Source organism: Burkholderia sp. AU45274, assembly GCF_030482505.1.
In the GTDB taxonomy this organism is placed as follows: domain Bacteria; phylum Pseudomonadota; class Gammaproteobacteria; order Burkholderiales; family Burkholderiaceae; genus Burkholderia.
In genome coordinates this window covers 1-22,777 of sequence record NZ_JAUJQE010000011.1, presented here as the reverse complement: position 1 = coordinate 22,777, position 22,777 = coordinate 1, and the positions used below count along the sequence as shown (strand labels likewise).

General features: G+C 65.9%; 21 protein-coding genes and 1 tRNA gene. 13 read left to right on the top strand and 9 right to left on the bottom strand.

The features are described from left to right. Positions 1–86: 86 nt before the first annotated feature. The 5 genes from QZM35_RS30190 (at position 87) to QZM35_RS30170 (ending at position 8,936) form a co-directional block, all read left to right on the top strand. Positions 87–1,454, top strand: a complete 1,368-nt coding sequence (locus QZM35_RS30190; RefSeq protein WP_301777431.1) for a sensor histidine kinase — start codon at positions 87–89, stop codon at positions 1,452–1,454. A gap of 13 nt (positions 1,455–1,467) precedes the next feature. Continuing rightward, positions 1,468–2,145, top strand: coding sequence for a response regulator (locus QZM35_RS30185; RefSeq protein WP_041492705.1), 678 nt, complete (start codon positions 1,468–1,470; stop codon positions 2,143–2,145). A gap of 281 nt (positions 2,146–2,426) precedes the next feature. Further along, a complete protein-coding gene (locus tag QZM35_RS30180) occupies positions 2,427–3,557 on the top strand; it encodes a porin (protein ID WP_089424113.1) in 1,131 nt (376 codons plus the stop codon). A gap of 334 nt (positions 3,558–3,891) precedes the next feature. After that, entirely contained in the window at positions 3,892–5,910 is a 2,019-nt protein-coding gene (locus QZM35_RS30175; protein WP_174974697.1) for a site-specific DNA-methyltransferase, read from the top strand. After that, on the top strand, positions 5,910–8,936 hold the full coding sequence (locus QZM35_RS30170; RefSeq protein WP_174974695.1) for a type III restriction-modification system endonuclease: 3,027 nt from the start codon (positions 5,910–5,912) through the stop codon (positions 8,934–8,936). Before QZM35_RS30175 ends, QZM35_RS30170 begins: the two co-directional genes overlap by 1 nt. Positions 8,937–9,192: 256 nt before the next feature. On the opposite strand, the gene QZM35_RS30165 is transcribed toward QZM35_RS30170, so the two are convergent. The 5 genes from QZM35_RS30165 to egtB all read right to left on the bottom strand — a co-directional run bounded on the left by QZM35_RS30165 (position 9,193) and on the right by egtB (position 12,882). Then, positions 9,193–9,576 (bottom strand): hypothetical protein, encoded by a 384-nt coding sequence (locus tag QZM35_RS30165; protein ID WP_089430385.1) that lies wholly within the window; start codon positions 9,574–9,576, stop codon positions 9,193–9,195. A 188-nt stretch (positions 9,577–9,764) separates the two neighbouring features. Then, complete coding sequence (locus QZM35_RS30160) at positions 9,765–10,019, bottom strand: hypothetical protein (RefSeq protein ID WP_089430384.1); 255 nt, start codon at positions 10,017–10,019, stop codon at positions 9,765–9,767. A 43-nt stretch (positions 10,020–10,062) separates the two neighbouring features. Beyond that, positions 10,063–10,365, bottom strand: coding sequence for a hypothetical protein (locus QZM35_RS30155; protein WP_046550033.1), 303 nt, complete (start codon positions 10,363–10,365; stop codon positions 10,063–10,065). Between the two features lie 296 nt (positions 10,366–10,661). Beyond that, positions 10,662–11,675: an L-histidine N(alpha)-methyltransferase gene (egtD, locus tag QZM35_RS30150; RefSeq protein ID WP_301777385.1), complete on the bottom strand. Its 1,014-nt coding sequence runs from the start codon at positions 11,673–11,675 to the stop codon at positions 10,662–10,664. Beyond that, on the bottom strand, positions 11,659–12,882 hold the full coding sequence (egtB, locus tag QZM35_RS30145) for an ergothioneine biosynthesis protein EgtB (protein ID WP_089430382.1): 1,224 nt from the start codon (positions 12,880–12,882) through the stop codon (positions 11,659–11,661). Before egtB ends, egtD begins: the two co-directional genes overlap by 17 nt. 562 nt (positions 12,883–13,444) lie before the next feature. Here egtB and QZM35_RS30140 point away from each other — a divergent pair. Together QZM35_RS30140 and QZM35_RS30135 are read left to right on the top strand one after the other, a co-directional pair. Continuing rightward, the gene (locus QZM35_RS30140) at positions 13,445–13,921 is read left to right on the top strand and encodes a carboxymuconolactone decarboxylase family protein (RefSeq protein ID WP_089424106.1); all 477 of its coding nucleotides are present in this window, start codon (positions 13,445–13,447) and stop codon (positions 13,919–13,921) included. Beyond that, positions 13,921–14,802, top strand: coding sequence for a sigma-70 family RNA polymerase sigma factor (locus tag QZM35_RS30135; RefSeq protein WP_301777384.1), 882 nt, complete (start codon positions 13,921–13,923; stop codon positions 14,800–14,802). The genes QZM35_RS30140 and QZM35_RS30135 overlap by 1 nt, the downstream gene beginning before the upstream one ends. A gap of 108 nt (positions 14,803–14,910) precedes the next feature. Here the strand turns inward: QZM35_RS30135 and QZM35_RS30130 are convergent, their stop codons facing one another. Together QZM35_RS30130 and QZM35_RS30125 are read right to left on the bottom strand one after the other, a co-directional pair. Next, the gene (locus QZM35_RS30130) at positions 14,911–15,414 is read right to left on the bottom strand and encodes a DUF2628 domain-containing protein (RefSeq protein WP_089424104.1); all 504 of its coding nucleotides are present in this window, start codon (positions 15,412–15,414) and stop codon (positions 14,911–14,913) included. A gap of 308 nt (positions 15,415–15,722) precedes the next feature. Further along, a tRNA-Val gene (locus tag QZM35_RS30125) sits at positions 15,723–15,799 on the bottom strand. A gap of 587 nt (positions 15,800–16,386) precedes the next feature. On the opposite strand from QZM35_RS30125, the gene QZM35_RS30120 reads away from it, so the two are divergent. From QZM35_RS30120 to QZM35_RS30105, 4 genes are all read left to right on the top strand, one after another. Then, positions 16,387–16,572, top strand: a complete 186-nt coding sequence (locus QZM35_RS30120) for a hypothetical protein (RefSeq protein ID WP_174974672.1) — start codon at positions 16,387–16,389, stop codon at positions 16,570–16,572. A 70-nt stretch (positions 16,573–16,642) separates the two neighbouring features. Continuing rightward, the gene (locus QZM35_RS30115) at positions 16,643–17,359 is read left to right on the top strand and encodes a hypothetical protein (protein WP_301777383.1); all 717 of its coding nucleotides are present in this window, start codon (positions 16,643–16,645) and stop codon (positions 17,357–17,359) included. 76 nt (positions 17,360–17,435) lie between these two features. Then, positions 17,436–17,753: a hypothetical protein gene (locus QZM35_RS30110; protein WP_301777382.1), complete on the top strand. Its 318-nt coding sequence runs from the start codon at positions 17,436–17,438 to the stop codon at positions 17,751–17,753. 678 nt (positions 17,754–18,431) lie between these two features. Further along, positions 18,432–18,992, top strand: a complete 561-nt coding sequence (locus QZM35_RS30105; RefSeq protein ID WP_254600248.1) for a hypothetical protein — start codon at positions 18,432–18,434, stop codon at positions 18,990–18,992. Between the two features lie 248 nt (positions 18,993–19,240). Here QZM35_RS30105 and QZM35_RS30100 read toward each other — a convergent pair whose 3' ends face one another. Beyond that, on the bottom strand, positions 19,241–19,999 hold the full coding sequence (locus QZM35_RS30100) for an anti-sigma factor (RefSeq protein WP_089430376.1): 759 nt from the start codon (positions 19,997–19,999) through the stop codon (positions 19,241–19,243). Continuing rightward, positions 19,996–20,517: a sigma-70 family RNA polymerase sigma factor gene (locus tag QZM35_RS30095; RefSeq protein ID WP_089430375.1), complete on the bottom strand. Its 522-nt coding sequence runs from the start codon at positions 20,515–20,517 to the stop codon at positions 19,996–19,998. Before QZM35_RS30095 ends, QZM35_RS30100 begins: the two co-directional genes overlap by 4 nt. A 156-nt stretch (positions 20,518–20,673) precedes the next feature. Between QZM35_RS30095 and QZM35_RS30090 the strand changes: the two genes are divergently transcribed. Together QZM35_RS30090 and QZM35_RS30085 are read left to right on the top strand one after the other, a co-directional pair. Then, complete coding sequence (locus QZM35_RS30090; protein ID WP_301777381.1) at positions 20,674–21,768, top strand: catalase family peroxidase; 1,095 nt, start codon at positions 20,674–20,676, stop codon at positions 21,766–21,768. After that, a complete protein-coding gene (locus tag QZM35_RS30085; RefSeq protein ID WP_174974674.1) occupies positions 21,768–22,298 on the top strand; it encodes a cytochrome b in 531 nt (176 codons plus the stop codon). Before QZM35_RS30090 ends, QZM35_RS30085 begins: the two co-directional genes overlap by 1 nt. Positions 22,299–22,777: the final 479 nt, after the last annotated feature.

The following is a 22,777-nucleotide window of genomic DNA, read 5'->3' as shown; positions in this document are numbered from 1 at the left end:
GCCGCAGGCGGACGCCTGACATGACACACCCAACCGCGCCGGCGCTCCCGGCGCGGTTCGGCATTTCGGAGAAGGAGCGCAACAGGATGGCGCACAGCCTGCGCGGACGGCTGCTGTGGTGGCTGCTGCTGCCGCTCGCGGTGTTCGTGCTGATCGCCGGCGCGATGTCGTACGACACCGCGCGGACCACGGCCGCGCTCGTGCAGGACAGCGCGCTCGTCGCGTCCGCGCGCACGATCGGCGAGGACGTCGAATGGCGCAACGGGCTGCCGGTCGCCGACGTGCCGCCGGCCGCGCTGGAGATCTTCGAATCGCCGTCGCGCGATTCGGTGTTCTACAAGGTGATCGACGGCCACGACCGCCTGCTCGCGGGCACGCCGGCGCTCGACGTGCCCGCGCGGCATGGCGTCGAGCCGACGCTGTACGACACGTCGCTCGACGGCGTGCCGTTGCGCGCGGTGGCCTACGATCGCCAGCTGTACGACGAGGGGCAGATCGAGACGGTGACGGTGGTCGTCGCGAAGACGACGCGTTCGCACGGCGCGATGGTCGCGACGATCTGGCGGCCGCAGCTGGTGCGCCTGTCGCTGATGCTGGTGCTCGCGATGGGGCTCGTGTACCTCGGCCTCACTTTCGAGATGCGGCCGCTGATGAAGCTGAAGGACGACGTGGCCGACCGCGGGCCGATGGAGCTGGAGCCGATCCGTCCCGAGCGGTTGCAGCACGAGCTGCGGCCGATCGTCGACGCGATCAACCAGTGCATCGCGCGGCTCAACACGCACACGGCCACGCAGCGCCGCTTCATCGCGGATGCCGCGCACCAGCTGCGCACGCCGATCGCGGTGCTCGATACGCAGATCCAGTACGCGCAGCAGCGCGGCAACGACGATCGTGAGCTCGCGTCGGTGCTCGACAGCATGCAGCGCAGCAGCCGCAAGATGGCCGACGTGACCGACAAGCTGCTCCTGCTCGCGCATGCGGAAGCGACGCCGTCGACGCTGCTGACCCATCGCGTCGATCTCGCGGCCGTGGTGTCGAGCGTGCTCGAGGAAACGATCGTGCTCGCGCAGCGGCGCGATATCGATCTCGGGGCCGACCTCGGCGAACGGCTCGACGTCGCGGGCAGCGACAGCCTGCTGACCGCGCTGGTGATGAACCTCGTCGACAACGCGGTGCGCTACACGCAGCCGGGCGGCTGCGTGACGGTGGCCGCCCGCCGCGACGGCGACGCGATCGTGCTCGACGTCGTCGACAACGGCCCGGGCATCCCGGCCGAAGCGCGGCCGCACGTGTTCAAGCGGTTCTACCGCGTGTCGGCCGACACCGAAGGCTCGGGCCTCGGGCTCGCGATCGTCCGCGAGATCGCGCAGGCGCACGGCGGCAGCGCGTCGCTTGCGCCGGGAGCCGGCAATCGCGGTATCGTCGTAACCGTACGGCTGCCCGCCTACGATTGAAGAGAACGCCGTCATGAAACTCCTGCTGGTCGAAGACAACGCCGAACTCGCGCACTGGATCGTGAACCTGCTGCGCGGCGAGGATTTCGCGGTCGATTCCGTCGGCGACGGCGAACGCGCCGACACGGTGCTGAAGACCGAACGCTACGACGCGGTGCTGCTCGACATGCGCCTGCCCGGCATCAGCGGCAAGGAGGTGCTCGCGCGGTTGCGGCGCCGCAACGACAACGTGCCGGTGCTGATGCTGACCGCGCACGGCTCGGTGGACGACAAGGTCGACTGCTTCGGCGCGGGCGCCGACGATTACGTGGTGAAGCCGTTCGAATCGCGCGAGCTGGTTGCGCGGATTCGTGCGCTGATCCGCCGGCAGGCCGGCGTCGGCACGACGCAGCTCGTGTGCGGCGATCTCGTCTACGCATTCGGCACGCGCGAATTCCGCTGCGGCGAAACGGTGCTCGCGCTGCGCCGCCGCGAGCACGCGATCCTCGAAACGCTGATGCTGCAGCAGAACAAGACGGTGTCGAAGGCGCGCCTGATGGACAGCGTGTTCGCGCTCGACGACGAACCGAGCGCCGACGCGATCGACATCTACATCCACCGGCTGCGCAAGCATCTCGCGGGCAGCACGGCCGAGATCATCACGCTGCGCGGGCTCGGTTACATCCTGCGCATGAAGAGCACGCAGGACTGACGGGCCGCGTAGCGAGCCCTGAATACCGATTCGTAGCACGAAACGTCATCGATGCATGCCGGCGCCCCCGGCTTGCCGGCTTCCGCCTGCCTGCCCGATCCGTGATGGTTGCGCGTTCGGTGTTTTCACCGATCCGATTCTTTCCTCCGGGAAAGCGTCGTGAAGGATTGCCCCCTCTACGATGCTATGCGTCGGCCCTCTCGCTGTGGCCGGCAAGAGTCGGCATACATTGCGTACTGCCAACGACCAGATTCCAATGCGGCAGCTCGGAGGAGACGATCTTGAAACGAAAAACCCTTGCCCTTTCCATCGCGGCGGCTGGCCTGTGCGCCGGCACCCAGGCGCATGCGCAATCGAGCGTGCAGCTCTACGGCCTGATGGACCTGAGCTTTCCGACCTACCGGACCCACGCCGACGCGAACGGCAAACACGTGATCGGCATGGGCAACGAAGGCGAACCGTGGTTCAGCGGCAGCCGCTGGGGCCTGCGCGGCGCTGAAGACATCGGCGGCGGCACGAAGATCATCTTCCGCCTCGAAAGCGAATTCGTGGTCGCGAACGGCCAGATGGAAGACGAAGGCCAGATCTTCGACCGCGACGCGTGGGTGGGCGTCGAGGACGAGCGCTTCGGCAAGCTGACGGCCGGCTTCCAGAACACGATCGCCCGCGATGCGGCCACGATCTACGGCGATGCGTACGGTTCCTCGAAGCTGACGACCGAGGAAGGCGGCTGGACCAACTCGAACAACTTCAAGCAGATGATCTTCTACGCGGCCGGCCCGACCGGCACGCGCTACAACAACGGCGTCGCGTGGAAGAAGCTGTTCAGCAACGGCATCTTCGCGAGCGCCGGCTACCAGTTCAGCAACTCGACCTCGTTCGCGACCGGCTCCGCGTATCAGGCCGCGCTCGGCTACAACGGCGGGCCGTTCAACGTGTCGGGCTTCTACAACCACGTGAACCACAACGGCTTCCGGAACCAGACGTTCTCGGTCGGCGGCAACTACACGTTCGACATCGTGCGCCTGAATGCCGGCTACTTCCGCTACAACGGCGACCAGGGCCCGCTCGGCCAGCGTCACGACGATTCGTGGACGGTGTCGATGAAGATCGCGCCGAAGGGCGCGCTCGACTACGAGCTCGGCTACCAGCAGATGCGCATCAAGAACGCCGCGAACAACGCGGACGGCTTCACGCCGAACGCCAACCTCGGCGCGTTCAGCCTGACCAACGGCGTCGCCAACGGCTTCAAGGAGACGATCTACGGGTCGGTGTTCTACCACCTGAGCAAGCGCACCGAGGTGTACCTGGCCGGCGACTACATGAAGCTGCATGGCGGCTACACGGTGTCGTCGACGTTCGGCGCGAAGAACCAGCTCGAACTGACGTCGGGCATCCGCACGCGCTTCTGACCTGAAACGGGGCCAGACGGGCCCCGCCGCACCTCCGTCCGGGATTCTCCATGCGGGCACGCCGGCGCTTGGCGCCGACCGTGCCCTTTTTTTGTCCTTTCCCGAGCGCGCCCGGGACGCCTGCCAGGCGCCCGCCCGTCGGCCATGCGACAACCGGCCCGAAGCCGCTGGCGGCCCGTCCGGCGGGCAATCGCGGCCGATGCCCGCACGCTCGCCCCACATCGGCGCTTGACCTCGGCCGGGTGACTCGATAGCGTTTCGGGTTTGCCCGGGTGGCCGTTGCCGCCGGGGCCGTGAGTGCGCCCGATGTCCTGGCGCGCGCGGCCGGGCTCCGATGGAAAAGACGATGCAGAAACTCGATGCGGCCAGCCCGCAGGCGATGTCGACGGATTTCACCGCCGACAACGTCGCGCGCCTGAAGGCGCTGTTCCCCGAACTCGTGACCGAAGGCCCGGACGGCGCGTCGGTCGACGTCGACGTGCTGAAGGCGCTGGTCGGCGACCGCACGGTCGGCGACGCCGACGAGCGCTACGGCTTCCACTGGCACGGCAAGCGCAGCGCGCGCCAGGCCGCGCTCACGCCGTCGACGGGCACGCTGCGGCCCTGCCCCGACGACAGCGTCGCGTGGGACGACACGCGCCATCTCGTGATCGAGGGCGACAACCTCGACGTGATGAAGCTGCTGCACAAGAGCTACGCGGGCAAGGTGAAGCTCGTCTACATCGACCCGCCGTACAACACCGGCAGCGATTTCGTCTATCCGGACGACTTCAGCGACAGCATCCGCCACTACCTGGCGATGACCGGGCAGACCCACGGCGGCGTGAAGCGCAGCACCAACACCGAAGCGAACGGCCGGTTCCACACCGACTGGCTGAACATGATGTATCCGCGCCTGAAGCTCGCGCACGCGCTGCTGTCCGACGAAGGGCTGATCGCCGTGCACATCGACGAGCATGAGGTGCACGCACTGGTGCTGATGCTGCGCGAGATCTTCGGCGAGGAGAACGAGCTCGGCGTCGCCGTGTGGGACAAGCGCAACCCGAAGGGCGACGCGCGCGGCGTCGCGTACCAGCATGAATCGCTGGTGCTGTTCGCGCGCAACGCCGAGACACTGCTCGAACAGGCGCCGCTCAAGCGCCCGAAGCGCAATGCGCAGCGCATGCTCGACGCCGCGCATGACGCCGTGTACCGCAGCGGCAACGCGAAGGACGCGCAGAAGGCGTACCGCGCATGGATGAAGGCGCAGACCAACCTGTCCGGCGGCGAGGTGATGTACGACCGGCTGTCGCCGGAAGGCCGCGTGTACCGCCTCGTGTCGATGGCCTGGCCGAACAAGAAGAAGGCGCCGGACGAGTATTTCACGCCACTGATCCACCCGGTCACCGGCAAGCCGTGCGCGATGCCGGCGCGCGGCTGGCGCAACCCGCCCGCGACGATGCAGGCGCTGATCGAGCGCGGCCAAATCGAATTCGGCGCGGATGAAACCACGCAGCCGCAGCGGATCTACTACCTCGACGAGAACATGTACGAGAACGTGCCGTCGGTGCTGCCGTTCGCGGGCTCCGACGACGCGTTGCTGAAGACGCTCGGCATCCCGTTCGACCTGCCGAAGCCGGTCGATTTCGCGGCGGCCGTGATCGGCTGGTGCACGCGCGGCGACGACATCGTGCTCGACTGCTTCGCCGGCTCCGGCTCGACCGGCCACGCGGTGATGCAGGTGAACGCGACCGACGGCGGCGCGCGCCGCTACATCCTCGTGCAGCTGCCCGAGGCGCTCGACCGCCGCGACAAGACGCAGACGGCGGCCGCCGACTTCTGCGCGAAGCTGAAGAAGCCGCTGACGCTCGCCGAAATCACGAAGGAACGCCTGCGCCGCGCCGCGCAGCAGGTCGCGCGCGACTATCCGGAAAGCTATGGCGACCTCGGCTTTCGCGTGTACCGGCTCGACACGACCAACGTGATCGAGTGGGACCCGCGCCGCGACGACTTCGACCACGCGCTCTTCGCGTCCGTCGAGCACGTGAAGACCGGCCGCACCGAGGACGACCTGCTCGCCGAGCTGACGCTGAAGCTCGGCCTCGACCTGTGCACGCCGGTCGAGCATCACCAGGTGGCGGGCAAGACCGTGCACCTGATCGGCCGCGCGATCGTCGCGTGCTTCGATGCGCGCATTTCGCGCGACGACGCGGGGCCGCTGGCCGACGGCATCGTCGACCTGCTCGATGCGACCGGCACGACGCACGACGTCACGTGCCTGTTCCGCGACAGCGGCTTCGTCGACGACGTCGCGAAGCTCAATCTCGCCGCGCTGCTCGAACAGCACGGCGTGAAGCGCGTGCGGAGCCTGTGATGCGGCTGCATTTCGAAGCGGATCTCGACTACCAGCGCGAGGCGATCGACGCCGTCTGCGACCTGTTTCGCGGCCAGGAATCGTATCGCGGCGACTTCAGCGTGCTCGCGAACGCCGCGCCCGGCACGACGGCCGCCGCGCAAGGCTCGCTCGGCTTCGCGGTGTCGGAACAGGGTGTCGGCAACCGGCTGTCGCTGACCGACGACGCGCTCGCGCGCAACCTCGCCGACGTGCAGCTGCGCGGCGGGCTGCCGCCGTCCGGCCTGCCCGGCTCGCGCGACTTCACCGTCGAGATGGAAACCGGCACCGGCAAGACCTACGTGTACCTGCGCACGATCTTCGAGCTGAACCGCCGCTACGGCTTCACGAAGTTCGTGATCGTCGTGCCGTCGATCGCGATCAAGGAAGGCGTGCACAAGACGCTCTCGATCACCGAGGATCACTTCCGCGCGCTGTACGCGGGCGTGCCGTACGACTACTTCCTGTACGACTCCGCGAAGCTCGGCCAGGTGCGCCACTTCGCGGCGAGCGCGGCGATCCAGATCATGGTGATGACGGTGGCCGCGATCAACAAGAAGGAAATCAACAACCTCTACAAGGACAGCGAGAAGACCGGCGGCGAGAAGCCGATCGACCTGATCCGCGCGACGCGGCCGATCGTGATCGTCGACGAGCCGCAAAGCGTCGACGGCGGGCTCGAAGGCCGCGGCCGCGAAGCGCTCGCCGCGATGGCGCCGCTCTGCACGCTGCGCTATTCGGCCACGCACGTCGACCGCCACCACATGGTGTACCGGCTCGACGCGGTCGACGCGTACGAGCGCAAGCTGGTCAAGCAGATCGAGATCGCGTCGGCGATCGTCGAGGATGCGCACAACAAGCCGTACGTGCGGCTCGTCGGTGTGTCGAACCGGCGCGGCGCGATCAGCGCGCGCATCGAGCTCGACGTCGCGACGACGGCCGGCGTGAAACGCCAGATCGTGTCGGCCACCGACGGCGACGATCTCGAACGCCTGACCAAGCGCGCGCTGTACGCGGGGCTGCGGATCGGCGAAGTCCATGCGGTGAAGGGTGCCGAATACGTCGAGCTGCGCCATCCGGAAGGCGAGGCGTTCCTGTCGCTCGGCGAGGCGTTCGGCGACATCGACACGCTCGCCGTGCAGCGCGAGATGATCCGCCGCACGATCCGCGAGCATCTGGACAAGGAACTGCGCCTGGCCGAACGCGGCGTGAAGGTGCTGTCGCTGTTCTTCGTCGATTCGGTCGAGCGCTATCGCCGCTACGACGAAAACGGCATGCCCGCGAAGGGCGACTACGCGCTGATCTTCGAAGAGGAATACGCACGTGCGGCACGCGTGCCGGCCTACCGCGCGCTGTTTGACGGCGTCGACGTCGCGCTCGAAGTCGGCCGCGCGCACAACGGCTACTTCTCGATCGACCGCAAGGGCGGCTGGACCGACACGAGCGAAAGCAGCGCCGCGGCGCGCGAGAACGCAGAGCGTGCGTACGGCCTGATCATGCGCGAGAAGGAAGCGCTGCTGTCGTTCGACACGCCGCTGAAGTTCATCTTCTCGCACTCGGCGCTGAAGGAAGGCTGGGACAACCCGAACGTGTTCCAGATCTGCACGCTGCGCGACATCCAGACCGAGCGCGAGCGCCGCCAGACGCTCGGCCGCGGGCTGCGCCTTGCCGTCGACCAGGACGGCGAACGCGTGCGCGATCCGGGCGTGAACACGCTCACCGTGATCGCGACCGAGCGCTACGAGTCGTTCGCGGAGAACCTGCAGAAGGAAATCGAGGCCGACACGGGCATCCGGTTCGGGATCGTCGAGGAACACCAGTTCGCGGCGCTGCCCGTGCAGGAAGGCGACGGGCCCGCGCATGCGCTCGGCGTCGAGCTGTCGCGCGTGCTGTGGAACCACCTGCACGAGCAAGGCTACGTCGACGCGCAAGGCAAGGTGCTCGACCGGCTGAAGGATGCGCTGCGCCAGAGCGCGCTGGTGCTGCCGGAGGCGTTCGAGGTGCTGCGCGCGCCAATCGTCGCGACGCTGCGCAAGCTGTCGGGCCGCTTCGCCGTGCGCAACGCGGACGAGCGCCGTGCGATCGCGCTGCGGCGCGATGCGTCGGGCAAGGCCGTCGTGTTCGGCGAGGATTTCCGCGCGTTGTGGGACCGCATCCGCCATCGCACCGTGTACCGCGTCGAGTTCGACAACGCGAAGCTCGTGCGTGACTGCGCGGCCGCGCTGCACGACGCGCCGGACATCGCCCGCGCACGGCTGCAGTGGCGCAAGGCCGAGATCGACATCGGCAAGGCAGGCATCGAGGCGATCGAGGTGGCCGGCGCCGGCACGGTGCTGCTCGACGAAGGCGAGCTGCCGCTGCCCGACCTGCTCACCGAACTGCAGGACCGCACGCAGCTCACGCGCCGTTCGCTCGCGACGATCCTGGCCGACAGCGGCCGGCTCGAGGATTTCCGCGTGAATCCGCAGCAGTTCATCGCGGTCGCGGCCGATGCGATCAACCGCTGCAAGCGGCTCGCGCTCGTCGCGGGCATCGCGTACCACAAGCTCGGCGAGCGTCATGTGCATGCGCTCGAATCGTTCGAGAGCGAGGCGCTGACCGGCTATCTGCGCAACCTGCGGCCCGATGCGCAGAAGTCGATCCACGAGGCGGTCGTATGCGAGACGGACGCGGAACGCGCGTTCGCCGATGCGCTCGAGGCGCACGACGGCGTGAAGCTGTACGCGAAGCTGCCTGCGTGGTTCCGCGTGCAGACGCCGCTCGGCAGCTATCACCCGGACTGGGCCGTGCTCGCGGAACAGGACGGCGGCGAACGGCTGTACTTCGTCGTCGATACGCCGAATGCGGACGGCCACGTGCCGAGCGAGCACGAGCGGGCGAAGCTCGCGTGCGGCGAGGCGCATTTCCGGGCGCTGGTGGACGGCGACGGCGCGGCGCGCTTCGTGCGCGTGACGCAGGCGGACGCGTTGTTTGAACCTGCAGTGCCCCTGGCGAGCGCCGGGCGCTGAAACGAAGGGCGGCGATGAGCCGCCCTTTTTTATCGGCTTTTTCGACGCGGCCCGGCGCGCTCGCCATGCGCGCGCCTTGCGCCGATTTCCGGTCTGTTACCCGCGTGTCAGCGATCCGTATTCGCGCCCGTTCGCGGCGCGGTTACGGCTGGTTGCAAATCGGGTCGGCACGATGTTTTCGCGCGACAGCCGCGTTGCATTCCCGCCATGAAAAAAGGGCGCCGAAGCGCCCTTCCGTCACGATTGCGCGCCGCGCTTAAAGCGTGCGGCCCAATGCGTGGTGATGCGAATGATGCGTGGCCGTCGACGCGTGCGTCGTGTGGCCATGCGCGTGTGCGTGCGTGTGACCGCGGCCCGGCTGCGCGCCGGCGCGATCGGCGATCGTGTCGGAGCGGTCGGCCGCGCGCGACAGGCCCTTGTCGCGGTCGCCCGCGTGCATGCCGTTCGAGTTGCTCAGCGCATGGCCGCTCATGTGGCCGGCGGACATGCCGCCTGCATTGCCGCCCAGGCCGCCTGCACCGTGACCTCCGCCGCCACCACCGTTTCCACCGCCATTGCCGCCGGCTGCGGCATACGCGGACACCGTGCCGAGCGCGAGCAGCGCGGCCGTCAGTACGGACAGATATCGTTGCTGTTTCATCTTGTGCTCCCTGGAGCGCGTTCGTGTGACTGCATTCTATGAACGCGCCGGATTCGCGCCACGCGACGTTGTAAATGATCGTAACGAGGCGCGCGGCGCGCATTCGTCAGATCAATCCGGATCGTGCTTGAGCGGGGAACGAGGCAGGTGGGCGCGGCGCCGCAGCGCCGCCCCGGTGACGATGATGCTTACTGCGCCGGCTGCATGCCCTGCGCGGCGGCCCTGTGTTGCGCGGCCTGCTCCTGCGCCTGCTTCTTCGCCATGTGGTGGCCGACGATACAGCCGCCCACCGCGCCGACGACCGCGTGGTGCCCCGCATAGTGGCCGGCCACACCGCCGACCACCGCGCCCTTCATGCAGCCCGCCGCGTGCGCGCTGCCGATCGTGGCAAGCGCCACGATGGCCGCGGTGGCACCCAGCCTGATGTGTCGAATGGGCATCATGTTTTCATTCTCCTCGTGTGGAGATCAAGTCGAGCCGCTTCGCTCAATCCCAGCGGCCGCCACGCCAGCCGCCGCGATCGCGCCACTCGTGCTCGCGCCATTCACGGCGGCGCCACTCGTGTTCGCGCCATTCGCGCTGACGCCAGCCGTCGCCACGCCAACCGTCGTCGCGATAGCCGACCGGCGCGTACATGACGGGCGGAGGCGGCGCCACGTAGACGGGCGCCGGCGCCGCATAGGCGGGTACGCCGATGCCGACCGACAGGTCGACGTGGGCCGAGGCGACGCCCGAAGCTGCCAGCGCCGCTACACCGAGAACTGCACCGAGAATGAGTTTCTTGTTCATCTCGCAACTCCCTGCACGTGTCGTGCGTCATGTGAATACGGTTCGGAGTCTAGGCACCGGACACAGACACAGGTGAAACGGGTATGCGAGACAGGTAACGGACGTTTACGGGTTCCCGCAAAGCCTTGCGGGACAAGGAAGAGGCCGCATTCCAAACACCGTTGCAGCGGTGCATCGGAGCGGTAAAAAAGGGATTTTCGGCACGAAACCGGGCGATCGGCACGCGCCGGCGAGCATTGGAAAGCGCCGAAAGCGAACCGCCCGCACCGCACGCGAGCGGTTCGCAAGCACGTGCATCACGCGCGAATATCGTCGACGCTGCGCAGCCAGTGCACGCTGAACAGGTTGTCCGCGTCGGTCCACACGGTATCGGGCACGAATCCAGCGCGGCGCGCGATCGCATGGAAACCGTCGATCGTGAACTTGTGCGAATTCTCCGTGTGGATGCGCTCGCCGGCGTCGAAGCGGAATGCGTGGCCGCGCACGTGCACGATCTGCGCGACGTCGCTGACGAGATGCATCTCGATGCGCTGCCGTGCGCTGTCGTAGAACGCGCAATGCGAGAACGCATCGACGTTGAAATCCGCACCGAGCTCGGTGTTCGCGCGCACCAGCAGGTTCAGGTTGAACTGCGCGGTCACGCGTTGCGCATCGTTGTACGCGTCGTGCAGCGTGCGCTCGTCCTTCACGAGATCGGTGCCGACCAGCAGGCCGCCGCCACGCAGCAGCCGCGCGGCATCGCGCAGGAACGCATCGGCTTCTTCCGGCGCGAAGTTGCCGATCGTCGAGCCGGGAAAGAAGCCGATGCGCCGCGCCGGTGTCGCGGTCAGCTCGGCCAGTTGCTCGGCCTTCGTGTAGTCGGCCGCGATCGGCGCGACGTCGAGCCACGGATACGCGGCACGCAACCGCGCGGCGGCATCGTGCAGGTAGTCGGCCGAGATGTCGACCGGCACGTAGCGCGCCGGCGCGTTCGCATAGTTGCCCGCGAACGCGTCGAGCAGCACGCGGATCTTCTCGAGCGAGCCCGCGCCGAATTCGACGAGTTCCGCATGCGGGCCGACGCGCCGCACGATCTCGGCCGCGCGATCGCGCAGGATGCCGAGCTCGGTGCGGGTCGGGTAATACTCGGGCAACTCGCAGATGCGATCGAACAACGTGGAGCCGGCCGCATCGTAGAAGTATTTCGGCGGAATGCTGCGCGGCGTACGCGACAGTCCGTCGATCAGGTCGCGCTCGAACGCGCTCGGCCGCGAATCGCGGGCGGGTTGCTGGCCACCGCTCGTGGCCGTCTGGTCAGACGTCTCGCGCAAGTCGCACTCCCGTGAATTGCCAGCGCGCGGCCGGCGGAAAGAAATTGCGGTACGTCGGCCGTTCGTGCCCGGGCGGCGTCGCGATGCTGCTGCCGCGCAGGACCTGCTGGCCGACCATGAACTTGCCGTTGTATTCGGCCGCTACCCCGACGAGCGGCCGAAAGCCCGGATACGGCTCGTAGGACGAGCGCGTCCATTGCCACACGTGCCCGAGCATCTGCCGGATGCCTTCGGCGGGGAACGCGGCTTCCCATTCGAATTCGGTCGGCAGGCGCGCGCCGGCCCATTCCGCATACGCGGCCGCTTCGTAGAAGCTCACGTGGCACACCGGCGCGTCGGGTGCGAGCGGCTCGACGCCGTGCAGGCCGAACGTGCGCCGTACGCGCGTGGCGGCCGCATCGTCGTCGTCGGGCATCCAGTACGCGGGCCCTTGCCACCCTTCCCGCTGCACGGTGGCCCAGCCGTCCGACAGCCAGAACTCGGGGCGCGTATAGCCGCCGTCGGCGACGAACGCAGCGAATTCCGCATTCGTCACCAGGCGGCTCGCGATCTCGTACGGCCGCACGAGCGCCGTATGGCGCGGCCGTTCGTTGTCGAACGAGAACGCCTCGCCGTCGTGGCCGATCTCGACGAGCCCGCCCGGCTGATGCAGCCAGTGCTGCGCGCCGGCGTCGCCCGCGGCCATCGCGCCCGCGTCCGTCCCGTTGCGCGGCCGGAACGCCGGCTTCAGCGGGTTACACGAGAACGCGTGCAGCATGTCGGTGACGATCAGCTCCTGATGCTGCTGCTCGTGATGGAGCCCGAGCTCGACCTCGGGCGCGATCGTCTCGAGCAGCGCCGCGTCGGCGCTGGCCAGCGCGCGCAGCATCGCGTCGTCGACGTATTGCCGGTACGCATGCACCTCGTCGAGCGACGGGCGCGTGAGCAGCCCGCGTTGCGGCCGCGGATGGCGCGGGCCGAGCGCTTCGTAATAGGAATTGAAGAGGAACTGGAATGCCGCGTTGAACGGCGCGTAGCCGGGCACGCGTCGCATCAGCACGACGGTTTCGAAGAACCAGGTCGTATGCGCGAGGTGCCATTTCGTCGGACTGGCGTCGGGCATCGACTGCACGGCCTGGTCCTCGGCGGACAACGTCGCGGTCAACGCGACGCTATGGGCGCGCACGTCCTGGTAACGGCGCTGAAGCTGTGATGCAAGGAGGCTCATCGGTTTACCGTCCACGTCGCGATTCGCTGCGTTGCGTGTTGCCGGAAAAAGGAAAGCCTTGCGCGTGATGCGCGCGGCTGACGTGCGACCTGCTGCTGCGTCGTCGGGCAGCCGGCGCGCGCGCCGGGCCGCGGATGCGGCGTCACTTCATCTGCCCGTGCAGAACAGTATGGGCCAGAAATGTGAATGTTGCTGACCGAGATGCGGATGAAACGCCAGATAAATGTAAATGAAAGCAACCGATCAGTTGCCAATTGCTGACAACGGCGCGCATCGAGGGGCATGTGGAGGCCCAGGCGTCGGCCGTTGTGCTCGATTCATGCCGCGGGCGTTCGCGGCCGTGATCGTCTCCCTGATGTGAATGCGAAATCGTCTGACCAGCACTTGCGCGCGAAGCATGCTCGCCGCGTTTGTTGCATTCGACGAGCACCCTGCCCGCCCTTCCCCCGCGGCCTTCCACGCCGATCCGCTCACCGGCTTCAAAAAAAATTTCGCGTCGATGTCACATACGCGGGGGGCTCGCTCGTCATATCCCCGGAACCCACACCAAAGGAGAAGGATCATGACTGCGAAACTCAACCCGTTTGCCGCCGCGCCGGCCCTGATGAAGCACTGGATGACCGTCTCGGTCGCCGCCGCGCAGAGCCTCGAGCCGACGCTCATCGAGCTGGTCAAGATCCGCGCATCGCAGATCAACGCATGCGCGAACTGCATTAACATGCACGCGGCCGAAGCCCGCGAGCAAGGCGAGACCGAGCAGCGCATCTACCTGCTGTCCGCGTGGCGCGAAGCGCCCTGCTACACCGACCGCGAACGCGCGGCGCTCGGCTGGACCGACGCGCTCACGCGACTGTCGGAGGGCCACGCGGCACACGATGCGGCCTACGCGGCGCTGAACGACCACTTCAGCCAGGAGGAACAGGTGAAACTCACGCTGATGATCAACGTGATCAACGGCTGGAACCGGCTCGCGGTCGGCTTCGGGCTGTGGATCGAACCGGCCGATGCAAAGGCCGCCGCCGCGAAGATGGTGGCCTGATGCCGAACCTCGACCCGGCCAACGGCAGCGCCGAAGCACGGGCCGATGCGGCGGCGAGCTTCGACCCGCTGCGCCGCACGCTGATCCGCGTCGCGTACCGGATGCTCGGTTCCGTCGCGGATGCCGAGGACATGGTGCAGGAGGCGTTCATCCGCTGGATGGACGTCGACCGCACCGAGGTGCGCGTGCCTGAAGCGTTCCTGCGCCGCATGGTGATGCGCATGTGCCTCGACCAGCTGAAGTCCGCGCGGCACCAGCGCGAGACCTATGTCGGCCCGTGGCTGCCCGAGCCGGTCGTCGAGGAAGACGAACAGGAAGACGTCACGCTGCCGCTGCTGCTCGCGCTCGAACGGCTCTCGCCGCTCGAACGCGCGGCGTTCCTGCTGCACGACGTATTCGGCCTCGAGTTCGACGAAGTGGCCACGACGATCCAGCGTGACCCGGCCGCGTGCCGGCAGCTCGCCGCGCGGGCCCGCACGCACGTGCGCGAGGCGCGACCGCGCTTCCATGTCGAGAAGCAGCGCGGGATCGAATTGGCGGAAGCGTTTTTTGCGGCGTCACGCAGCGGCGACATGCGCGCGCTCGGCGCGATGCTCGCCGAGGACGTGAGCCTGCACGCGGATGGCGGCGGCAAGCGCCCGGCCGCGGGCACGCCGGTGTTCGGCTTCGAGCGTGTGATGAAGGTGCACGCGTACCTGGCCGAGGTGTTCGCCACGCATGCGTCGACGCTCGTGCGTGCGGGGTTCATCAACGGGCTGCCGGGTTTCGTTACGCAGGAAGCGGACGGCGAGCTGCAGACCACGGCGCTCGAGATCGAGGACGGGAAAATCGTCGCGATCTATGTCGTGCGGAATCCTGACAAGTTGAAGCATCTGCATTGAGTGCGGCGGAATCACGCGTCGGGTGCCGTGCGCATGCGCGGCCGCGATGCGCCCTTTTCTTCGCCCTGCCGCCCTGCTTTACCGGCTGCCGGCCGCTGGCTCCTGCAATCAATACGTCCCGGCCACGAGGTAGATCAAGACACCGAGCAACGGCGTTGCAATCGCAAAACCGGCTGCTGCGAGCCAGTTCGTGCCGCCCTGCGCTTCCAGCAGCGCGAGCAACGATTCGCGGGACGTCGCGCTCGGGCGCAGCTTTTCGATCCTGCGTTCGACGTGCGTCCTGTAGAGGCTGTTCCCGCACCAGCCGAGCGTGACCGCGATCCCGATGGTGACCGGGTCGAACGTGGTCGATTCGAAGTAACGCGGGAAGAACAGCAGCTCGACCAGCGTGATCGCGAGCGTCGCGCCAAGGACGGCGGCCGCCTGCCAGTACATGCAGCGATACGCCATCCACACCGGGCCGAGGAAACAGGCTGCCCAGTTCCACGACTGCCGATTCTTTCGCGATGCGGCGATCTCCCACTTCCTTTCGAACCAGGCGGCTTTCTTGCCGACGTAAGCGGCAATCTCGTCATTGCTCGCGGATGACGTGGCGGTCGTGACGTCGGACATGGTCGTGTGCTCTCAGTCGCGCGGATCGCGCGTCGTTGTTTTGATGTGCTGGAGGTCGGGCGACGGTCGGAACCGCTGCTTCGATGCGCACACAATTCTACGCGCGGCACAGTGGCCGTTGTATGGCGGATCGAGGTGTCGGTGAGGAAGGATGCGATGCCGCGGATCGCGCAACGCATCGGGGCGACATGCGTTGTTTCGGCCGGAAAAAGAAAAACGCCACGCGATGTTGCCGCGTGGCGTTTGTATGTTGGCGAGCCGCATTGCCTGTAGGCAAGTTGTGCTGCCAGACCCCTTCATTTGTTCGTTGGTAGGCTCGATTGGATTCGAACCAACGACCCCCACCATGTCAAGGTGGTGCTCTAACCAACTGAGCTACGAGCCTAAGAAGCCGCGAATTATAGAGAGGGTTTTTGAGGAGCACAAGCCCCTTCGTGAAAATTTTTTGAATCAAGGTGCGCGGAGGCCGACGATCGATGTTGCGTGGCGATGCCGGGAACGTTGGCTTCACCTGTTCGCATCACAGCAAAACGCGTCGATGCGCTGTGGTGTTATCCACATAGCCCTCTGGATAACCCTCCGGCAAGCCTCTGGATTCACAGTGGAACGATTGAGGATATGTCGCCGCGGCTGTGAATCGACGAAAAGTTGTTCTGTGCTGCCGGGAGCTGTTCACGTCGCGCACCCAGGGTTATGCATTCTGCTTCCCGTCGAGAATTCATGGGGTTAGGGACGTTATCCACTGTGAGGCACCGGGTTTGTTAACTATCACTACGTATGTATACGAACTCTGTTAACACCTTTGGATAAGCACAGTCCGCCGACTGTGATCCGCGCAGGATATGCACTGCGTGCAGTGATCGGATAAACGAAACGGCAAGCTATGAGGGCATCGAACGATGCCCGAGCCGCTGTATCTGTAGAATCGCCGGCATTCAGGATGCGAAGGACTGGCGCACAGGTTCACGACAGATGAGTATTTCTTCGTTGGCCCGGCTAGACGCACTCGAGATCGATGCCGTCGTACGCCGGTTGCAACAACACCCGTGCGACATCGTGTTCGAGCAACGCGTGTCGATGCCGGAAGCCGATGTCCTGTGTTTCTGCTACAAAGGCGAGCGATTCAACGTGAAGTTCGATCTCGACTACAGGGAATGATGACGACCGACACGATGAAACCGAAGCAAGACTTGGGCAACGCGAGCGCTGCCCGCAACCGGAGCGGGTAATGGGCCCCATGCACTGCGGTCGGCACGGATGCGACAACGGCATCACGACATCGAAGGGCATCGCCGCGCGCATCCGGCAGCGCGGGCAGTTCATGTCGGGCGAGCTCGTGAAGGTTTCGCTCGACCGACGGAAATACAGCCTGGAAATGTGGATGCTGCGTGCTGAACTTGCCGAGCACGAGGTCGATGCGACCTTTATCGACAACGTTGCGCACGTGACGGCGTTTCCGAAGATCGCGGCGCTGGAGCGCTTGCGGGAGCGTCTGTGTTCGGCATGCCTGGACGAGCTGCTCGTGCGTTCCGGCGAGGTGCCCTATAAACCGACGACGAAAGAGCAAGCGTTCGACACGTCCGTCGTCGCGGCGAATGCGAATTGGCCCCGCGGCTTCGCGCGCTGCGAGTTGCACGGGTTGATCCGACCGACGCGAACCTCACCGGATATCGAGGCCGCTATCTTGTCGATCGACGTGATCCGCGATTGTCACGTCGTGCGGGTGATCAATGCCAGCGTGGAGCATGGGGCCACGCATTGGTTCGACGAAGCGTTCTTGCGCAAGGTGCTCGGGCCGGACATCGACATCGTTGAATCGACGTTTCGCGTCGGTGAGCGGGCGACGTTCGTGCAGATGTGGGACGCCGGTGAGCTCGTGTGTCCGGTGTGCCTGCGAGAGGTGTTGGAACGTAGCGGTCTGCGCAAGGACGACACGCGGACGTGAGCGCAACGGAGCAATCGTGATGGGCATGATCGCGCAATACGACATCGACCCTAACCCGTGATATCCGGAGAGCACCATGAGCAAGCTGAATTTCGGCGTGGTCGATCGTTGTTCCGTCCGGCTCAATACCGCGACGCTGCTCGGCCTGAAGTCCGCCTATGAGGATTTTGCGAAGACCGGTCAGGACCTGCGCAACTTCGAGATCTGCATCGAAGACGAAAGTAAAGCCCGGGCGGATCCGACGCCTGAGGATCACGTCATCAGCGTGACGTTCTCGGCGAAGATGCCGCCGGGCATGCGCGGGCTCGGTAACGCGAGTCCGCTCGGGACGTCGATGAAGTACGTCGTTTCTCCGGAAACCGGCGAGATTCTCAGGGTTTATCTGACCAAGTGACTTCGGAGGTGGTGAAGGTCGTAAGCCTTCACGTGTGGACAACTGCGGCACAAACGATGCGAAACGCTGTGCCGACACAAGGTGAGCGTTTGCCCGGATCACAAGCTGGGCGCGGATCTCGGCGAATGTTGGCCTCGACAAGCCGATCAGAATGTTCGAGCACGCAACTGGACGGAGAGAAGCAAGCCCTGAGAGCGGGGTCCATGCGGAACGTGCAACGTGTTTGTGCGCTTGTCCACAGCGCGGATGTGGACAACTCACACACCCAACAGTCGAATCGCTGTGCGTCGGACAGGTGAGCGCCATGCATTCGACCATGCGAATCAGCCCGAACGTCTTGTCTGACATGGATTTTCCGGAATAGCGCAGGCGATGTGGAGCCTGCTGGCGCGATCCGTCATGATGGAATGCCTTGTGGATATCGATCAGCCAACGCACTCGAAATCCTGTGCATTCAACGGGTGAGGGTACGCGAATTCGGCGAGGATGTTCGCGTTACCTCACGGGTCGTGGATATCGCACTTTCATACAACTCGACTCCACGATTCGCGGTGCGGTTCAGGCACCGACTCGGCGAGCGTCGCGAGAGAAGGCGGCATATGCTAGGACAAAGTCGCCCAGCGAGGGAGACCGTTCGCTATGCTGCCCGTGACACCGCACCGATTCCCGCCGATACACATGAGCGCAACTGCACGGACCATTCTCAAAGCCATTCTGAGCATCCCCATTGCCTTTGGGCTCGCCTATCCCGTTGTCCATTCCTCCGAAGACGGAGGCGTTCTCGGCGAAATAGCGGTGCTTGGGGCGATCGGCAGCATCGTCGCCATCGCGGGTTTCCTGGCGCTGGTCTATGCCTACGCGAGCGACCTCAGGACGACCCTGAAATCGGTCAACCGAGGATCGCGTGCGGCCGAACCCAACAGCGTCTGGCTGATGTTCCTCTTGCCCTACAACTTCATCGAGGACTTCTTCATTATTTCCAACGTTGCGAAGTCCCTGGAAGCGGAGTCTCGTATCAATCCGGCTCTGTCGGGGTTGCGCTCGTTCGGCCGGATCAGCGGCATCGGGTGGTGTCTTGCCCAGGTTCTTTCGTTGATACCCAATACCATTGGCTCGATCGCTGGCGGCGTCGCGGTTTTCCTCTGGGTTTGGCACTGGGTGTTCGTGCGCCGGACGAACAAGATGCTTGCCGGCAGCCAGGTCTCGGTGACGACTCTATCTGGACGGACAGGATCGTAGTCCGCCTTGGAAACCAGATCGCTTACCGGTGATCGATGTGGATATCCTGTTCCGCGGCGACTCGAAACCCTGTGATTCCAAAGGTGAGGGCGCCGGCGTGGCCTCGGTGTGAATAACAGCCCGGGAAAGCCAGTCGAAACGCTGTGCAGGCGAATGGTGAGCGGGCGCCCGTTCAAGCCCGCCGGGCCGCCCCACTAAAGGCGCCGGCGGCTGCCACCAATCGCCAGCCGGGCGCGCATCCTGTCACTTCAAGTCTGCTGATCGAGCGCCTGCACGACCGCTTTCTCCGCGAGACTCCCGGCCGGCCCGACCACCGCATAGTTGAGCCCGTTCACCGATCCATATCGCGCGAGCAACGCACCATCTACGCGTTGCCCGGCCGGCAGCAGCCGATGTTTCGATTCCGCTGGCCGCATATAGAAGCTCAGCGTCCTTCCGGCCTCGTCCTCATAGAGCACCATTGCAGCCGTGGCGCCGCTATCGGTCGTGAACAACCGCCCGCCGACCGGCCTGAACCCCGCCGCGCTCAAATCCGGCAGCTTCGCCGAAGCCCCCACGCGCCGGGTGAGCCACCCCTGCAAATCTCCCGCACCGGTCGGCCGGTAATCGACCTTGGCCGTTTGATCGACCACCATCATCCGGTAAGCCTCGACCGCATCGCTCATCGGCGCGATGGGCGGCGGCGCGTTCCACCCGCGCGCCTGCCAGCCGCCGAACGTCCCGAGCCCGACGCAGAACACGAACGAAGCCGCCATCGCGAACCGCATCCGCGTGCGCTCCATGCGCCGTCCGCGAATCGCCGCCGGGTCGAGCGCGGGGTTATCCGCCGGCATCCGCACGCTCTCGAGCGCGGCCCGCAACCGCTGCGCATCCTGCTGCCATTGCCTGACCTGTTCCGCGCGCTCCGGATGCAGCGCGAGATAGCGCTCGACCGCGGCGCGCGCATCGTCGTCGAGCTGGCCGTCGACGTAGGCCTGGAGGTCGTGTTCGTTCGGAGGCGTGTTCATTTCTTCATCAACCGGAGAGAAGGAGCGGGAAGCTCGCCGTCGCTGAGCTGGCGCAGCGCCTGGCGCGCGCGGGAGAGCCGCGACATCACGGTGCCGATCGGCACGTCGAGCAGGTCAGCGACTTCCTGATAGGTGAAGCCCTCGACGGCGACAAGCAGCAGCAGGCTGCGCTGCTCGTCGGGGAGCCGGCCGAATGCTTCGAGCGTCGCGCGCGCCGCGAATTCGCGTTCGGCGGACGGCCAGTGCGCTTCGTCGTCGTCGCGGATGCGCCCAAGCAGCCACGCGTAGCGCTTCGCGCTGCGCTTGCCGTCGAGAAACTGCCGGTACAGGATCGTGAAGAGCCAGCTGCGCAGCGACGCGTCGTCGCGGCGGCTCGACCAGCGCGACAGCGCACGCTCGAGCGTCGACTGGACGAGATCGTCGGCCGCGTGGACGTCACGCGCGAGCCAGAGCGCGAAGCGTCGCAGCCTGGGGATGAGTTCGCGCAGTGCTTCGTCGTCGAGGGCGGTGGAGGGCATGGCCGGGCCGGTTGCCGAATGGGTCGAGATGCCACGTAGGACGCCGGTGGGCGCCGCTTATTCCACCAGCATACGAAAAAATTTTTCGTGGAATAAAGCGGCGTGGGCGGCGTCCTACGCGGGTTCGACAATGACCTGATGGTCGGGAGTCTATATATGGAGCGATCTTCTTCCTCTTCTTCACCGCGGCGCGAGCCCGGGCGCGGGTGGTGGCGCTGGGCCGCGATCGGCGGCGCGGTGGCCGGCGTGGCCGTGGCGTTCGGGTATGTCGGCGGCTGGCTCGCGCCGGCGCGTCTGACCCCGCACCGGATCGTCGACGCGTTGCAGACGGCCGGCGGCGGCATTCACCCGGGCTTCCGGCGCAATCACGCGAAGGGCGTATGCGTGACCGGTTACTTCGAAGGCAACGGTGCGGCGAGCGCGTATTCGGTCGCGCCGTTCTTCAAGGCGGTGCGCACGCCGGTGGTCGGGCGGTTCGCGTTGCCGGGCGGGAATCCGTATGCGCCCGACAGCAGCGTGCCGATCCGCAGCCTCGCGCTGAGGCTCACCGCGCCGGACGGCGAGCAATGGCGCACCGGGATGAACGCGATGCCCGTGTTTCCGGTGGCGACGCCGCAGGCGTTCTACGCGCAATTGATGGCGACCCGGCCCGATCCGAAGACGGGCAAGCCCGACCCGGCGAAGGTGAAGGCGTTTTTCGGCGGGCATCCGGAGACGGCCGCGTTCCTGCAGTGGATCAAAGGTGCGAAGCCGAGCGCGAGTTACGTCACCGAGAGCTATTACGGGTTGAACGCGTTCTACTTCGTCGACGCGGCGGGCAAGCGCCAGGCGGTGCGATGGCGCGTCGTGCCGGAGCAGACGGCCGGCGCCGGCGACGTCGCGACGGCGGCGGACCCGAACGTGCTGCAGCAGGACGTGACGCAGCGGATCGCTGCCGGTCCGCAGAAGTGGAAGCTGCTGGTCACGCTGGCGGAGCCAGGCGACCCGGTGGACGACGCGACGAAGGTCTGGCCCGCGCAGCGCACGACGATCGATGCGGGCACGCTCGTGCTCGACCACGTGGAGGCGCAGGACAGCGGGCCGTGCCGCGACGTGAATTACGACCCGACGGTGCTGCCGCAGGGGATTCAGGTGTCGGGAGATCCGTTGCTGCCGGCGCGGTCGGCGGCTTACGCGGATTCGTATCTGCGCAGGACCAGTGAAGAGGCCGGGGTAGCGGGCGTGGCGCGATTGAGTGGGGAGGGACGGTGATGAAGGCTTCGACGACGTTTAGCTTGCCGGCGCGGGTGCTGCACTGGGTGATGGCCGCGATGATCATCGCGATGCTGTTCATCGGGGTGGGGATGGTGGCGTCTGTCTCTGAGCGGCATGCGCTTCTGGTGGCGATCCACAAGCCTTTGGGTATTGCCGTACTCGTGCTGGTTTGCGTGCGGATCGTGGTGCGGGTTCTGTCGAAGCCGCCGGCATTGCCCGAGGATCTGCCGTGGTGGCAGAAGGTTGCTGCGCACGGGTCGCATCTCGTGCTGTATGCGCTGATGCTTGCGATGCCGCTGATCGGATGGGCGATGCTGTCGGCGGGCGGGTATCCGGTGACGTTGGGCGGTGGTGTGCAGCTGCCGGCGCTGGTGTCGGCTGATCCGGTGACGTTTGCCTGGCTCCGGGTCGCGCACCGGGTGCTGGCATATCTGTTCTTCGCGACGTTCCTCGCGCACTTTGCCGCGGCGCTGTATCACGGGCTGATTCGACGGGACGGCGTGGTGAGGGCGATGGTAGGGCGGTGAGCGACGGTGGGTTGCGTTCGATGCGGCGGGGCTGTTCACGGGCAACCGGGGCGGCTCCTGCCGTGCCGCTTATATATGACTAATAGAGCCGTTCAGGGCCTCCGGCACCCCATGTCAAAATAATTTCACAAAAGGGGTTGCGGAGACTGGGGCGGGTGCTTAGAATCACGCCTCTTTCGCGCTAACGGAAACGCAGCGCGGGGGAAAAGAGAAGTGCTGCTGTTGATGTCGGTTTTAACGACTCCAGCGCAAATGGAATTAAACCGCAGTCGTCGCAACGAAGTAGTTAAAAAGTTGTTGACGGATTTAAAAAAACGGTTGATAATCTCGCTTCTCTGCTGCTGAAAACGCGGCGCTGCTGGGAAACACGAAGTTCCTCGCAGAATGCTCTTTAAAAATTAACAGCCGATAAGTGTGGGCGCTTGATGAAAGCGAGCTGATCCTCGGATCAGATAGCGAAAGTATCAAGAGTCTCACAC